This window comes from Curtobacterium sp. MCBD17_019, from assembly GCF_003234555.1.
Taxonomy (GTDB): Bacteria; Actinomycetota; Actinomycetes; order Actinomycetales; family Microbacteriaceae; genus Curtobacterium.
Map to the genome: position 1 here is coordinate 38,620 of NZ_QKTT01000010.1, position 13,923 is coordinate 52,542.

The window sequence follows — 13,923 nt, forward strand, 5'->3', positions numbered from 1 at the left end:
CTGGACGAATGGCCGTCCTCCCGATCCGCATCACGGGCGATCCCGTGCTCCACGCTCCTGCGACCGAGGTCACCGCCTTCGACGACGGACTCCGTGCGCTCGTCGACGACATGTACGCCACCATGGACCTCGCTCCGGGCGTCGGGCTGGCCGGGCCGCAGGTCGGGGTCGCCAAGCGTCTGTTCGTGTTCTCGTGGACCGACGACGACGGCGAGCTCTGGCGGGGCGCGGCGGTGAACCCCGTGCTGTGGACGTCGCCCCTCGTCCCGGAGACCCACGCGGACCTCGACGAGGACGAGGAGTCCGAGGGCTGCCTGTCCATCCCGGGCGAGCGGTTCCCGCTCCGTCGGGCCGAGGGCGCCATCCTCCGCGCGCAGGACGTCGACGGCACCCCGTACGAGATCGAGGCGCACGGCTGGCTCGCCCGCGTCTTCCAGCACGAGTACGACCACCTGGACGGCGTGCTCTACGCCGACCGGTTGTCCCACCCGCACGGCAAGGCCGCACTCAAGGCGGTGCGCAAGCAGAGCTGGGGGGTGCCGGGCAAGTCCTGGCTCCCCGGTCGCGACCACCCGGAAGGCTGAGCCCTCACTCCTCGACCGCGGCGATGGCGGCGCGCACGCGCGCGATCTGCGGGTGCCCCGGGCAGTAGAGGACGACGGCACGGGCCTCGAGCAACGCATGTCGGGAGGCCACCCTGCCGTCGAAGGGACCGGTCCCGACCTCTGCGCACCGGCCCGCGAGCGCGCGGAGCCCGAGCGCCCCGCCCGCCGCCGCCACGGCGGCGCGCTGTTGGTCGGACGGCACCGACCCGGCGATCCGCACGGCGGTGCAGGAGCGACTCCGGGCCTCCCATGCGGCGGCGTACGTGGTGAAGAGCGTGACGTCGCCGGAGTCGTCGTCGGGGACGCCGTCCGTCGCGCTCCTGCTCGTCGTGGTCCGGCAGCGGAAGGCGAACACGACGGGGCTCGCGCCGACGCTGTCCGTACCCGCCCCCGTGCCCGTGCCCGTGCCCGGAGCGGTGTCCGACGAGGCCCCCGTGTCCGCTGACGCACCCGCGCCTGCTGCGGTCCTCGAGGATCCCGAGGCCGGGCCGGGTGCCTGCGGGCTCGCGGTCGACGGCAGCGCGCCCGCGGTGGGCGGCGCGGCCGGCTCGTTCGTCGTGCACGCGCCCAGGGCCAGCAGCGACGCGAGCGCCAGCCCGAGCGCCGTCGCCGACGCCGCGCTCCTCCGGACGATCCGCACCTGAGAACGCTAACAGGGTCTCCTGGTGCGGACGGGCATCCGACGTGACCGCACCGGTGTCAGCTCGGAGCGTGACGCGCCCGGGATGCGGCCCCGTGGTCGTGGCGAGCCCGGAGTGCTGGTATGCTCGTACCCGCTGTTCAGCAGCATTCCTCGATAGCTCAATTGGCAGAGCAGCCGGCTGTTAACCGGCAGGTTCTTGGTTCGAGTCCAAGTCGGGGAGCGATCCACGGCAACGGCCCTCCGCATCTGCGGGGGGCCGTTGCCGTTCCCGCCGAGTCGACGAGGAACAGCGAGCCGGGCCGGCGCCGGGCCGCCGGCACCTGCGATCAGTACCCGGCAGCCGGATCGACGACCCCGATGAACCCGGTGCCGTCACCACTGAGGAACGCCGCGGTGTTCACGCGGATCCGTTCGGCGAGCAGCGGCGCCACCATGTCCGGGGTGTCCGCCTGGTGGGGCGTGATGACCACGCCCGGCTCGTCCCACAGGGGGTGGCCGTCGGGCAACGGTTCGGGATCGGTGACGTCGAGGCCCGCGCCGGCGATCTGCCCGCTCCGCAGCGCAGCGAGCAGCGCGTCGGTGTCGACGAGTCCGCCACGGGCGATGTTCACGATCCGGACCGAGGGACGCATGCGCGCCAGGCGGTCGGCGTCGAGCAGTCGCGCGGTGCCGGACGTCATCGCGGCGGCGATCATCACGACGTCGGCATCCGGCAGGACCTCGTCGATGTGGTCGACGGTGACGGTGCGCGCCGCTCCGGGCACGGGCTCCGAGGACCGTCGGACGACGGTGACCTCGGTGTCGAACGGGGCGAGCAACCGGATGTACTCGAGGGCGATCCCGCCCGCACCGATGACCACGACGTTCCGTCCGTACAGCGACACGCCCTCGGGCTCGGTCGCCCAGCTCGTCGCCCGGGCGCGCTTCGGCAGCACGCGGAGCGTCGCGAGCGTCAGGGCGAGCGCGTGCTCGGCCACCGGCTCCGCGTAGGCACCCTTCGCGCTCGTGAACAGCACGCGGTCGCCGTGGTCGGCGATGAGGTCGGCGAAGGCGTCGACACCGGCGAACGGCAGCTGGACCCACGTCACGCCGGGTGAGGCCGCGAGTGCGTCCGCCAGGCCCTGCGCGTCGCGCGCGTCGAGCCAGACGATGCCCCGCGTGTCCGCCGAGGCCGGCGCGACGGAGCCGCCCGCCGCCTCCACCGCGGCGACGTGCAGGTCCGCCGGGGCCGGGAGGACCGCGACCGGGCCCGGGGTCGGGACCGGTCCCGGGAGGGGCCGTCCGGCGTCGGTCACGACGGCGCGGTGGCCGCGGGTCGCCTGCTGCCGTTCGTTGGTGCTCACACGGTTCCTTCGGTGGTCGTGGCCGCGACGGCCGTCTCGATCGGAGGTGCCATCCGACGCGAGGTCGGCTTGGCCCGCTTGACGGGCCGTGCGGCGGTCGCGGCGAGGGTCTTGACGTAGGGGTCGAGTGGCGCGTCGAACACCTCGTCGAAGGTGCCGAGCCCGACGAGCCGCCCCTCGCGGAGCACGGCGACGCGGTCGGCCAGGGCACGGGCCTCCCGGACGTCGCTCGAGACGACGACCGCCGAGAACCCGAGGGCGCGCTGGATGGTCGCGAGGGCCTCGAGCACGGACTGGCGGACGAGGACGTCGACGCCCCGCGCGGGCTCGTCGGCCACGAGGAGCTGCGGCTCGAGCACGAGCGCCCGGGCGAGGGCGACGCGCTGCCGCTGCCCGCTCGAGAGCTCCCACGTGTGCGAGCGCATGATCCCGAGCGGCAGGTGCACGGCGTCGACGAGGCGCGCGACCATGAGGCCGGCGACCTTCCGGTCGAACCGTCGGTCCCGCGCGTACACCGGCTCGGCGATCGCCTCGCCGACGGTCAGGTCCGGGCTCAGGTGGTCGGCCGCGTCCTGACTCAGGTAGCCGATCGTGCCGGTCAGCCGGGTGCGGCGCCGCGAGTGCGTGCCGAGCCGACGCAGGCCCTGTCCGAGCACGGTGAGCTCGCCGCCGACGATGTGCCGACGGGCCGACGCCTCGCCCTCGCGCGGGTCCCCCACCTGTCCGGCGATCGCCGCGGCGAGGGTCGACTTGCCCGACCCGGAACCACCGAGCACGGCGAGGATCTCGCCCTGCTGCACCGTGAGGCTGACGCCGTCGACGGCACGGACCGGCCGGGCCGCACCGGTGCCGCGGTACTCGATCGACACGTCGTCCGCGATGACCGCGGGACCGTTCACCCCGACCATGCGTCCCCTTCCTGATCGCGGGAGCCGTCGATCACTGCGCCGCCAGCTGCTCCAGGGTACGCCGTCGCTCCGCCTGCTCCGCCGGGTCCGGCACCGGCAGGGACGCGAGGAGGCGCTGGGTGTACGGATGCCGGGGCGCGCCGAGGACCTCGGCCGCGGTGCCCTCCTCGACGAGGTCGCCGCGGTACAGCACGGCGATCCGGTCGGACAGCGCGCCGACGACGGCGAGGTCGTGGCTGATGAACAACGACGCGAACCCGAGGTCCTGCTGGAGCTCGAGGAACAGTTCGAGCACGCGGGCCTGCACGGACACGTCGAGCGCACTCGTCGGTTCGTCGGCGATGAGCAGCTTCGGCCGCAGCGCGAGCGACCGCGCGAGCGACGCGCGCTGCCGCTGACCGCCCGAGAGCTCGTGCGGGAACCGCTCGCCGTACGCCCGGGGCAGCTGGACGGCCTCGAGCAGTTCGTCGACCCGTGCGCGGGCGGCGCGCGGGGACCGGGCCTCACCGTGCACGACGAGCGGCTCGGCCACGGCCTCCGCGATCGTCAGCAGCGGGTTGAAGCTCGTCGCGGGGTCCTGGAACACGAACCCGATCTCCTTGCGACGGGGCTTGAAGTCGCGCTCGCGGTAGCCGAGCATCTGGGTGCCGAGCACCTCGAGGGACCCGCCGGTCGCGCGCGTGAGGCCCGCGATCGCCCGGCCGATGGTCGTCTTGCCGGACCCCGACTCGCCCACGAGTCCCAGGACCTCGCCCGGGCGGATCACCAGGTCGACGCCCTTGACGGCGCGGAACGCGGGCGATCCGAGCCGCCCCGGGTACTCGATCTCGAGACCGCGAGCCCGCACGACCGGCGCGACGGACTCGTCGACCAGCGCCCGCCGGTCGCTCGTCGTCGCGGCCGACAGCCGCGGCACGGCCGCGAGCAGGCGCTTCGTGTAGTCGGCGGTCGGCGCGGCGAACAGCGTCCGTACGTCGGCCTCCTCGACGACCTCGCCCTGGTACATCACGGCCACCCGGTCCGCGAGGTCGGCGACCACGCCCATGTTGTGGGTGATGAGGACGATGGCGGCACCGAACTCGTCGCGGCAGCGCCGGAGCAGGTCGAGGATCTCCGCCTGCACGGTGACGTCGAGGGCCGTCGTCGGCTCGTCCGCGATGATCACGCTCGGCTCGAGGACGAGGGCCATGGCGATGACGACGCGCTGCTTCTGACCGCCGGAGAACTGGTGCGGGTAGTGGTCGACCCGCTGCTCGGGGTCGGGGATCCCGACGCGGCGCAGGTACTCGATGGCGCGCTTCCGGGCCTCGTGCTTCGAGACCCCACCGTGGGCACGGATGCCCTCGGCGATCTGCCATCCGACCGTGAACACGGGGTTCAGCGCGGTCGACGGCTCCTGGAACACCATCGCGCCCGCGGTGCCGCGGAGTTCCCGGAGCCGCTGCGACGAGACGCGCACGACGTCGTCGCCGCCGAGCACGACCGCACCCGACACGGTGGCGGTCTCCGGGAGCAGCCGCAGCATGCTCCGGGCCGTCACCGACTTGCCGGACCCGGACTCGCCGACCAGGGCCAGGACCTCACCCGGCCGCACGTCGATCGACACGTGGTCGACCGCGGCGACCGCACCGTTGTCCGTGGCGAAGGTGACCGACAGGTCATCGACGGTCGCCACCGCCTCCCCGGTGCTCCGACCGTTCTGGAGGCGCGGCGCGGCGCCCGCCTCGTTCGTCGCGTCCGTCATGCGCCCGCTCCTTCCGTGGCCGCGGCCGGGACCGGCCGCTCGGTGACCCGCTGCTTCGCGCGGCGGCGCGCACGGAGGCGGGGGTCGGAGATGTCGTTGAGGCTCTCGCCGATGAAGGTGACCCCGAGCACGAGCAGCACGATCGCGATGCCCGGGTAGACACCCGTCCACCAGATCCCGCTCGCGGTGTCGGACAGGGCGCGGTTGAGGTCGTACCCCCACTCCGAGCCCGCGGTCGGGCCGATGCCGAAGCCGAGGAACCCGAGGCTCGCGAGCGTCAGGATCGCGTCCGACGCGTTGAGCGTCAGGATGAGCGGCAGGCTGCGCGTCGCGTTGCGGAGCACGTGGCGCGTCATGATGCGCCACGGGTTCGTGCCCACGACGCGGGCCGACTCCACGAACGCCTCGCCCTTGAGCCGGACGGCCTCGGCACGGATGACGCGGAAGTACTGCGGCACGTACACGACCGTGATCGAGATGCCTGCCGAGACGATGCCGCCCGCGTAGCTCGACTGACCGCCGGAGATCACGATCGACACGACGATCGCGAGCAGGAGGGACGGGAACGCGTACACGGCGTCGGCGACGACCACGAGCACCCGGTCGAGCCAGCCGCCGATGTACCCGGAGACCATGCCGAGCAGGACGCCGACGACGATGGAGATCACGACAGCGACGACGACCACGAGGACCGCGGTGCGGGCGCCGAACACCACCCGGCTGAACACGTCGAACCCACCGACGGTCGTGCCCCAGACGTGCGTGCTGCTCGGGGCGCCGGTGCGTGGGAACGGATGGCCCGCGCCGTCCTGCAACTGCGCGAACCCGTACGGCGCGATGAGCGGCGCGAAGAGGGCGACGAGCAGGAACAGCGCGCAGATGACGACTCCGGTGACGAGCATCGCCCGCTGCCAGCCGACGCTCCGCCGGAGCTGTTCGACGATCGGCAGGCGCTTCCACCAGGCCTCGCGGCGGTCGAGGAGGGCCACGTCGGACATCTCAGTACCTCACTCTCGGGTCGATGAGCGCCGCGACCACGTCGACGACGAAGTTCGTGACGGCGACGATGACGGCGAGGACCGCGACGATCCCCTGCACGGCGACGAAGTCGCGCGCGGACAGGTACTGCTGGAGCTCGAACCCGAGTCCCCGCCACCCGAAGGTCGTCTCGGTGAGCACGGACCCGCCGAGGAGCATGGCGATCTGCAGCCCCATGACGGTGATGATCGGCACGAGGGCGGGCCGGAACGCGTGCGTGCGCACGAGCCGGGACTCGCGGACGCCACGCGACCGGGCGGCGTCGACGTAGTCGGACCCGAGGGAGCCGATCATGTTCGCGCGGACGAGGCGCAGGAAGATGCCCGCCGTCAGCAGACCGAGCGTGAACGCCGGCAGCACCGCGTGCTGCAGGACGTCGCCGATGATGACGCCGTTCCCGGTCCGGAGCGCGTCGACGAGGTAGATGCCCGTTGCGCCGGGGACGTTGTTCAGCGCGAGTTCGACCCGGGTCGAGGCGCGGTCGCCGAGCGGCAGCCACCCGAGCCAGATCGAGAACACGAGCTTGAGCAGCAGACCGCCGAAGAACACGGGGGTCGCGTACGTCAGGATCGCCAGGCCCCGGAGGAGCACGTCCGGCCACTTGTCGCGCATGTACGCGGCGAGCATGCCGAGCGGGATGCCGAGCACGAGCGCGATGATGAGCGCGTAGAACACGAGCTCGACCGTGGCGCCGCCGTACTCGAGGATGATCTGGCTGATCGGCCGGTGGTCCGTGACCGTCGTGCCGAAGTCGCCGCGGACGATCTGTCCGAGGTACTGCAGGTACTGCACGATCACCGGACGGTCGTAGCCCGCGGCGTGCAACCGCGCCTGCAGCTGCTCGGGCGTCAGGCGCCCTCCCACCGAGGCGACGATCGGGTTCCCGATGACGCGCATGAGGAAGAACACGAGCGTCACGAGGATGAAGACGGTCGGGAAGATGAGGAGGAACCGGACGAGGACGTACCGTCCGAGCCCTCCCCCGCCGGCCGAGCGACGAGCGGCGGTCGCCTTCGTCGGCTCCGCCGCCACGGGGTCCGCGTTGGTCACGGTCACGAGTGCTGTGTGCCTTTCTGTCCGGTGCCGGTCGGGAGGGACGGTTCGCGCCCGCCTCGTCGGCGTGCGGACCGTACCGGGGTCGCCCCGGTCCTCCCGGCCGGGCAACGAGAGGGGGCGCCCCGGTCGGAGCGCCCCCTGCACGTGGTGCCGAGATTACTTGGTGAGCGTCCCGTACCGGAACTTGAACGAGGGGTCGAGCACGAGGCCCTTGACGTCCTTGCTCGCGACGGCGACCTGCTTGCCCTGGAGGAGGGGCAGGGTCGAGATCTGCTCGGCCTCACGCTGCTGCGCCTGACCGATGATGTCCGCACGCTTCGTCTTGTCGGACTCCGCCTGCTCCTGCGCGATCAGCTTCTGGATCGTCGGGTCGTCGTAGTGGTTCTGCACGAAGTTGTCCTTCGTGAAGAACGGCGACAGGTAGTTGTCCGCGTCCGAGAAGTCCGGGAACCAGCCGAGCTGGTACTCCGGGTAGGCGTCCTTCACGCGCTCGGCCGAGTAGGTCGTGTACAGCGTCGACTGGATGTTGACGTCGAACAGGCCCGAGTTCTCGAGCTGGGTCTTGAGGAGCGCGTACTCGTCGTCGCTCGCCTCGCCGTAGTGGTCCGGCGCGTACTGGATGTTGAGCGTCACCTTGCCGGTCACACCCGCGTCGGCGAGGGTCTTCTTCGCCTTCTGGACGTCCGGGCCGCCGTTGCCGTCGCCGTAGAGCGTCTTGAACGGCGTGGTCGCACCGGTCAGGCCGTCCGGCACCATCGAGTACGCCGGCGTGTAGGTGTTGTCGTAGACCTGCTTGGCCAGGGCGTTGCGGTCCACGACGTCGGCGACGGCCTTGCGGACCGCGAGGGCCTTGGCCGGGTCCTTCTCGCTCGTCGTCGCGCCGAACGGCTGCGTGTTGAAGTTGAACACGACGTAGCGGAGCTCGCCGCCCGGGCCGTAGGTGACCTTGAGGTTCTTCTTCTTCGCCAGGTTCGTGACGTCGGTCGGCGTGAAGGAGCGGTACGCCACGTCGACGTCGCCCTTCTGCACCGCGAGCTTGAGGTCGGTCTCCTTGGTGAAGTACTGCGCCGTGACCTGGTCGGTCTTCGCCTTGCCGAGCACGCCGTCGTACTTGTCGTTGCGGGCGTACTGGATGAGGTCGTTCTGCTTGTACGACGTGATCTTGTACTGTCCCGCGAAGGCGTCGCCGGAGACGATCTTCGACGCCGGCGTCAGCTTGGTCGCCGAGAACACCTGCTCGTCGACGATGGGGCCGGCCGGGCTCGACAGCACCTGCGGCCAGGTCTGGTCGGCGTGGTTCAGGTGGAACACGACCGTCGTCGCGTTCGGGGTCGAGATGCTCTTCATGTTGGCGAGCAGCGACTGCGGGCCGTTCGCGTTGTTGATCTTGACCTCGCGGTCGAACGAGAACTTGACGTCGCTCGAGGTGAGCTTGTGCCCGTTCGCGAACTCGAGGCCCTTCTTGAGGGTGACCGTGTAGGTCGTCGGGTTCGTGAAGGTGCCCTTGGTCGCGATGTCCGGCTTGACGTCCGGGCTGCCCGACGGCGTGTTCATGAGGAACGGGAACACCTGGTTCTGGACCACGAAGGACCCGGTGTCGTACGACCCGGCCGGGTCCAGCGAGACGATGCTGTCGCTCGTGCCGACGATCAGGCCGTTCAGGTTCGAGGACGAGCCGCCGCCCGCACAGCCGGTGAGCACGAGCGTCGTCGCCAGGGCCCCTCCGGCGAGCACGGCGGCGCGCTTGCCCAGCTTGGTCACGGAAGCCATGTCCGTATGCCTCTCTGTCATGGATGCAGGAGTCCTCGGTCGCGCGTGTGGATCTGCTGGGCGCGCGAGGACACTCAAGATTGGCACCCCCGCCACCTGGAGGACGAATCGGGGGACGTTTGTTTACACCGTCGTAATACCGTCCGGCCGGACGGAAGCGTGCTCCGGCGCCCGTCGGCGCGAGTCGGCGAGCGGCGGCGCGATTCGGCGCGCGGCGTCAAGCCGACTCGGCGTCCGCTTTGAGCCGCATCCGCTGCGCGTCGATCGCGACGAGCTGCCGCTGGAGCTCGGCGCGGCGATCGGCCTGCTCGTGCGGGTCGGTGCGCTGGAGCTGTCCGAGCAGGGACGCCTTCCGGGCGAGCAGGTCCCGTTCGACGAGGGCCACGACGATGCTGCGGCAGTACAACGCCAGGTCCTCGTCCGTACGGGCGGGCAGCGGCGCGACGGCGAGTTCCTGGACGAACGGGGCGAACGGCCCGGGCACGTCGCCGAGCACTCGGTCGAGCCACCCCGGTCCACCGAGTGCGTCCCCGTTCGCCACGACGGCGTCGCGCACGACCGCGAGCACCGGGGCCGTGAACACCGCACCCGCCGTGAGCCCGACGAGCGTGGCACCGACCCGTTCGGGCTGCTGGACCATCGCCATGACGGCGTCGCGCTCCATGCGCGTGATCGGGTCGTTCGGGAGCGCGCGGAGCGTCGCGGTCGGGGCGTCGTCCGGGGTCGGGGCACCGGTGCCGCCCGTGCCACCCGCCGCGAGCGCACGGGCCCCGGCCGCGCCGAATGCTGCTCCCGTGCGGCGGTCGGCACCGCGGACTCCCCCGGTGTCATCGGCGTACCGGGACCCCGCCGCGGCGGATCGTCCCGGCCCAGCAGCGTCACCGGAGGTGCCCTGCCGGCGCCGCGCGGTCTCGACGGCGCTGCGGACCTCACCGATGTCCATGCCGAGCCAGCCGGCGAGTTCGCGGACGTAGCCCTGCGTCATCGCGCGGTCCCGGATGCCGGCGAGCACGGGAGCCGCGGCCCGCAGCGCTGCCACACGCCCCTCGACCGTCTCGAGGTCGTGGCCGTCCAGCGTCCGCCGGATCATGAACTCGAACATCGGGCGTCGCCCGGCGACGAGCCGGCGGATCGCGTCGTCACCCCGAGCGAGGCGGAGGTCGCACGGGTCGAGTCCGCCCGGGGCGACCGCGACGAACGTCTGCGCGGCGAACCGCTGTTCCTCGGCGAAGGCACGGGAGGCGGCACGTTGTCCGGCCTCGTCGGGGTCGAAGGTGAACACCACCTCGCCCGTGGCCGACGGGTCGCGTCCGGACACGTCGCCGAGCATGGGGCGGAGCACCTTGATGTGGTCGACCCCGAACGCCGTGCCACAGGTCGCGACGGCCGTCGTCACACCCGCGAGGTGGCACGCCATGACGTCGGTGTAGCCCTCGACGATGACGACCTGCTTGCTCTTCGAGATGTCACGGCGGGCGAGGTCGAGCCCGTAGAGCACCTGGCTCTTGTGGTACACGGGCGTCTCGGGGGTGTTGAGGTACTTCGGCCCCTTGTCGTCGTCGAGCAGCCGCCGCGCGCCGAAGCCGATGGTGGCTCCCGTCACGTCGCGGATGGGCCAGATGAGCCGTCCGCGGAAGCGGTCGTACGGGGAACGATCGCCCTGGCTGACGAGGCCGGCGGTGACGATCTCCTCGAGGCTGAACCCCCGTCCGCGCAGGTGGTCCCGGAGGGCGTCGTACGACTTCGGGGCGAACCCGATGCCGAACCGCGCCGCCGCGGCGGGGTCGAACCCGCGTTCGCCGAGGAACCGCCGGGCGGGTTCGGCACCCGGGGTCGTGAGCTGCTCGATGAACCAGGTGGCCGCGGCCTCGTTCGCGGCGAGCAGGCGGGCACGCGTGTTGTGGTCGGTGCGGGGGCCGTCGCCGTCCTCGTAGTGGAGCGTGAAGCCGATCTTGGCGGCCATCCGCTCGACGGCCTCCTGGAACGTCGTGTGGTCCATCTTCATGAGGAAGCTGTAGACGTCGCCGTCCTCGCCGCACCCGAAGCAGTGGTACCGACCGACCTGGGGCCGCACGTGGAACGAGGGGCTCCGCTCGTCGTGGAACGGGCAGAGTCCCTTGAGGGAACCGACGCCGGCGGACTTCAGCGTCACGTAGTCCCCCACGACGTCGGCGATGTTCACACGCTGACGCACCTCGTCGATGTCGTCCCGCGTGATGAGTCCCGCCACGCGACGATCCTACGCGGCGGCGCCGACCCCGACTGCGGACCCGGCGTCGGGAGGTGGACAAGCCCCGCGCCGCGGGACCGGGTTCAGACCGCGATGTGCACGGTCTCGCGCACGCCCGCGACGAGGCGCTTGTGCCATGCGAGCGCGCCTTGGTCGGTCAGGCTCGCGACCTGGTCCACGACGGCTCGACGCCGGCCGGCGTCGTCGGTGGCCGCCCGCCAGTCCGCGGCGAACCCGGGCTCGAGCTCGCGGTCCTCCGCCGCGACGAGCGCGTCGAGGAGTTCGGTGAGCACCGCCCGCTGGCGTTCGTACACGGGCTGCCGGTCGCCCTGCGTCATGACGAAGGCCGCGACGATGCCCTTGAGCACCGCGATCTCGCCGATGATCTCGGGCGGGACGACGACGCTCGCCGCGAACCGGACCAGGCTGCCCGAGGCGTAGGAGGCCCGCGTCGCCTGGGTCGCGGTGCGGGCGAACCGGCCGATGAACTGGCTCGTCAGGTTCTTGAGCCGGGCCTGCGCGACGCGGGAGCCGTCGTACGAGGTCATCCACAACGACAGCGACCGCAGCCGATCGAACGCCTCGAGGAGTTCGTCCCGGCTCAGGGTGTCGCCGACCCAGGCGTGCATGGCGGACACGATGTCGTTCTCGCCGACGCGGTCCCCGAGGGCGGCCACGTCGATGAACCCGGCCACGACGGCGTCCTCGAAGTCGTGCACCGAGTACGCGATGTCGTCGGACAGGTCCATGACCTGGGCCTCGATGCACCGCTGCCGCCGTGGTGCGCCCGAGCGGAGCCACGTGAACGCGTCGACGTCGTCGTCGTAGAACCCGAACTTCCGCCGGCCCGACGACGGTTCGAGCACGCCCTGCGCCGCTGGCCACGGGTACTTGCAGCTCGCGTCGAGGCTCGCCCGCGTCAGGTTCAGTCCGTACGGCCGGCCGTCCTCGCCGTAGAGCTTCGGCTCGATGCGCGTGAGGAGCCGGAGCGTCTGCGCGTTGCCCTCGAACCCGCCGATGTCCGCCGCCCAGGCGTTGATCGCGGTCTCGCCGTTGTGGCCGAACGGCGGGTGTCCGATGTCGTGGGCCAGGCACGCGGTGTCCACGACGTCCGGGTCGAGCCCGAGGCTGTCCGCGAGCTCCCGTCCGACCTGGGCGACCTCGAGCGAGTGCGTCAGGCGGTTGCGGGCGAAGTCGAGGCCGGTGGTCGGGCTGAGCACCTGCGTCTTGGCCGCGAGCCGCCGGAGCGCGCTCGAGTGCAGCAGGCGGGCGCGGTCACGGGCGAAGTCGCTCCGTCGGCTCGAGTGTTCCTCGGGCAGCCACCGCTCGGCGTCGGCGGGGCCGTAGCTCGCCAACCCGCCGTGCCCCGTCAGGGAGTCCATCAGCCGCCCGAGTGGTGCAGCTCGGCCGCGGCGAGGACCTGCCGGAACTCCGCGTCGACGTCGCGGCTCTCGAGCCATCGGTCCGGCAGCGCGGTCTTCTTCGGGTGTCCCGCGCGACCCCGTGGGCCCTCGACGTCGGCACCCGGGTAGGGAGCGGACCAGTCGAGTCGGCCGAGGAGGTCGTCGATCTCCTGCAGACTCGACGCCATCGCGAGTGCGGATCGGACCTCACCGCCGATCGGGTAGCCCTTGAAGTACCAGGCGACGTGCTTCCGGATGTCGCGGCAACCGTGCTCCTCGGACTCGAGGAACTCGACGAGGAGTTCCGCGTGCCGCCGGAAGGCGACCGCGACCTCGCCCAGCGTGGGCATCGCCCGGACGTCCTCGCCGCGGAAGGCCGCCGCCAGGTCGCCGAACAGCCACGGACGTCCGAGGCACCCGCGCCCGACGACGACGCCGTCGCACCCGGTCTCGTCGACCATCCGCAGGGCGTCCGCCGCCGACCAGATGTCACCGTTGCCGAGGACGGGGACGTCGGTGATCGTCTCCTTGAGGGTCGCGATCGCCGACCAGTCCGCCTGGCCCGAGTAGTGCTCGTTCGCCGTCCGCGCGTGGAGCGAGATCGCCGCGACACCGGCGTCCCGCGCGATCCGCGCGGCGTCGAGGTACGTCAGGTGGTCCGCGTCGATCCCCTTGCGCATCTTGACCGTGACCGGCACGTCACCAGCGGCGCGGACCGTCTTGGTCACGAGCTCGCGGAACAGGTCCAGTTTCCAGGGCAGTGCTGCCCCTCCGCCCTTGCGGGTGACCTTCGGCACGGGGCACCCGAAGTTCAGGTCGATGTGGTCGGCGCGGTCCTCCGCGACGAGCATGGTCGCCGCCTCGGCGACCGTGTTCGGCTCGACGCCGTACAGCTGGATCGACCGCGGGGTCTCGGACTCGTGGTGCTGGATGAGCTGCATCGACACCGGGGTCCGCTCGACGAGCGCCCGCGACGTGATCATCTCGCACACGTAGAGGCCGGCGCCGTACTCGCGGCAGAGGCGGCGGTACGCCATGTTGGTGATCCCCGCCATGGGGGCGAGCACGACCGGCGCCGCGACCTCGATGGGGCCGATGCGCAGGGGCGCTGCGGGTGCACTCGTGATCGTCATCGTCCTCCATTGTCCCAGATGCTCGGTGTCGGAGCGCCGCGCCGGATCCC

General features: G+C 71.8%; 12 protein-coding genes and 1 tRNA gene. 3 read left to right on the plus strand and 10 right to left on the minus strand.

Features of this window, described 5'->3' with window-relative positions; translation table 11 throughout:
* Positions 1 to 8: 8 nt before the first annotated feature.
* On the plus strand, positions 9 to 584 hold the full coding sequence (def, locus tag DEI82_RS10600) for a peptide deformylase (RefSeq protein ID WP_111036740.1): 576 nt from the start codon (positions 9 to 11) through the stop codon (positions 582 to 584).
* Positions 585 to 588: 4 nt separating this feature from the next.
* Here def and DEI82_RS10605 read toward each other — a convergent pair whose 3' ends face one another.
* Positions 589 to 807 carry a hypothetical protein gene (locus tag DEI82_RS10605; protein ID WP_146242895.1) on the minus strand — a complete coding sequence of 73 codons (219 nt, stop codon included), beginning with the start codon at positions 805 to 807 and terminating at the stop codon, positions 589 to 591.
* Between the two features lie 22 nt (positions 808 to 829).
* Between DEI82_RS10605 and DEI82_RS10610 the strand changes: the two genes are divergently transcribed.
* On the plus strand, positions 830 to 1,249 hold the full coding sequence (locus tag DEI82_RS10610; RefSeq protein ID WP_111036742.1) for a hypothetical protein: 420 nt from the start codon (positions 830 to 832) through the stop codon (positions 1,247 to 1,249).
* A gap of 146 nt (positions 1,250 to 1,395) precedes the next feature.
* Positions 1,396 to 1,468: transfer RNA gene (locus DEI82_RS10615), tRNA-Asn, on the plus strand.
* Between the two features lie 106 nt (positions 1,469 to 1,574).
* Here the strand turns inward: DEI82_RS10615 and DEI82_RS10620 are convergent.
* The 9 genes from DEI82_RS10620 to dusB all read right to left on the minus strand — a co-directional run bounded on the left by DEI82_RS10620 (position 1,575) and on the right by dusB (position 13,873).
* On the minus strand, positions 1,575 to 2,591 hold the full coding sequence (locus DEI82_RS10620; protein ID WP_111036743.1) for a D-isomer specific 2-hydroxyacid dehydrogenase family protein: 1,017 nt from the start codon (positions 2,589 to 2,591) through the stop codon (positions 1,575 to 1,577).
* A complete protein-coding gene (locus DEI82_RS10625) occupies positions 2,588 to 3,499 on the minus strand; it encodes an ATP-binding cassette domain-containing protein (RefSeq protein ID WP_111036744.1) in 912 nt (303 codons plus the stop codon). The genes DEI82_RS10620 and DEI82_RS10625 overlap by 4 nt, the downstream gene beginning before the upstream one ends.
* Positions 3,500 to 3,530: 31 nt before the next feature.
* On the minus strand, positions 3,531 to 5,243 hold the full coding sequence (locus tag DEI82_RS10630) for an ABC transporter ATP-binding protein (RefSeq protein WP_111036745.1): 1,713 nt from the start codon (positions 5,241 to 5,243) through the stop codon (positions 3,531 to 3,533).
* The gene (locus DEI82_RS10635; protein ID WP_111008689.1) at positions 5,240 to 6,241 is read right to left on the minus strand and encodes an ABC transporter permease; all 1,002 of its coding nucleotides are present in this window, start codon (positions 6,239 to 6,241) and stop codon (positions 5,240 to 5,242) included. Before DEI82_RS10635 ends, DEI82_RS10630 begins: the two co-directional genes overlap by 4 nt.
* A 1-nt stretch (position 6,242) precedes the next feature.
* A complete protein-coding gene (locus DEI82_RS10640) occupies positions 6,243 to 7,337 on the minus strand; it encodes an ABC transporter permease (protein WP_375334626.1) in 1,095 nt (364 codons plus the stop codon).
* Between the two features lie 156 nt (positions 7,338 to 7,493).
* Positions 7,494 to 9,107, minus strand: coding sequence for an ABC transporter substrate-binding protein (locus DEI82_RS10645; RefSeq protein ID WP_111036746.1), 1,614 nt, complete (start codon positions 9,105 to 9,107; stop codon positions 7,494 to 7,496).
* Between the two features lie 217 nt (positions 9,108 to 9,324).
* Entirely contained in the window at positions 9,325 to 11,337 is a 2,013-nt protein-coding gene (gene dnaG, locus DEI82_RS10650) for a DNA primase (protein ID WP_111036747.1), read from the minus strand.
* 83 nt (positions 11,338 to 11,420) lie between these two features.
* A complete protein-coding gene (locus DEI82_RS10655) occupies positions 11,421 to 12,719 on the minus strand; it encodes a deoxyguanosinetriphosphate triphosphohydrolase (RefSeq protein WP_111026099.1) in 1,299 nt (432 codons plus the stop codon).
* On the minus strand, positions 12,719 to 13,873 hold the full coding sequence (gene dusB / locus DEI82_RS10660) for a tRNA dihydrouridine synthase DusB (protein ID WP_111036748.1): 1,155 nt from the start codon (positions 13,871 to 13,873) through the stop codon (positions 12,719 to 12,721). The genes DEI82_RS10655 and dusB overlap by 1 nt, the downstream gene beginning before the upstream one ends.
* Between the last annotated feature and the right edge of the window lie 50 nt (positions 13,874 to 13,923).

Coding starts and splice junctions, on each gene's coding strand:
- def (WP_111036740.1), top strand. CDS start 9: ATGGCCGTCCTCCCGATCCGCATCACGGGCGATCCCGTGCTCCACGCT.
- DEI82_RS10625 (WP_111036744.1), bottom strand. CDS start 3,499: ATGGTCGGGGTGAACGGTCCCGCGGTCATCGCGGACGACGTGTCGATC.
- DEI82_RS10630 (WP_111036745.1), bottom strand. CDS start 5,243: ATGACGGACGCGACGAACGAGGCGGGCGCCGCGCCGCGCCTCCAGAAC.
- DEI82_RS10635 (WP_111008689.1), bottom strand. CDS start 6,241: ATGTCCGACGTGGCCCTCCTCGACCGCCGCGAGGCCTGGTGGAAGCGC.
- DEI82_RS10645 (WP_111036746.1), bottom strand. CDS start 9,107: ATGGCTTCCGTGACCAAGCTGGGCAAGCGCGCCGCCGTGCTCGCCGGA.
- DEI82_RS10655 (WP_111026099.1), bottom strand. CDS start 12,719: ATGGACTCCCTGACGGGGCACGGCGGGTTGGCGAGCTACGGCCCCGCC.
- dusB (WP_111036748.1), bottom strand. CDS start 13,873: ATGACGATCACGAGTGCACCCGCAGCGCCCCTGCGCATCGGCCCCATC.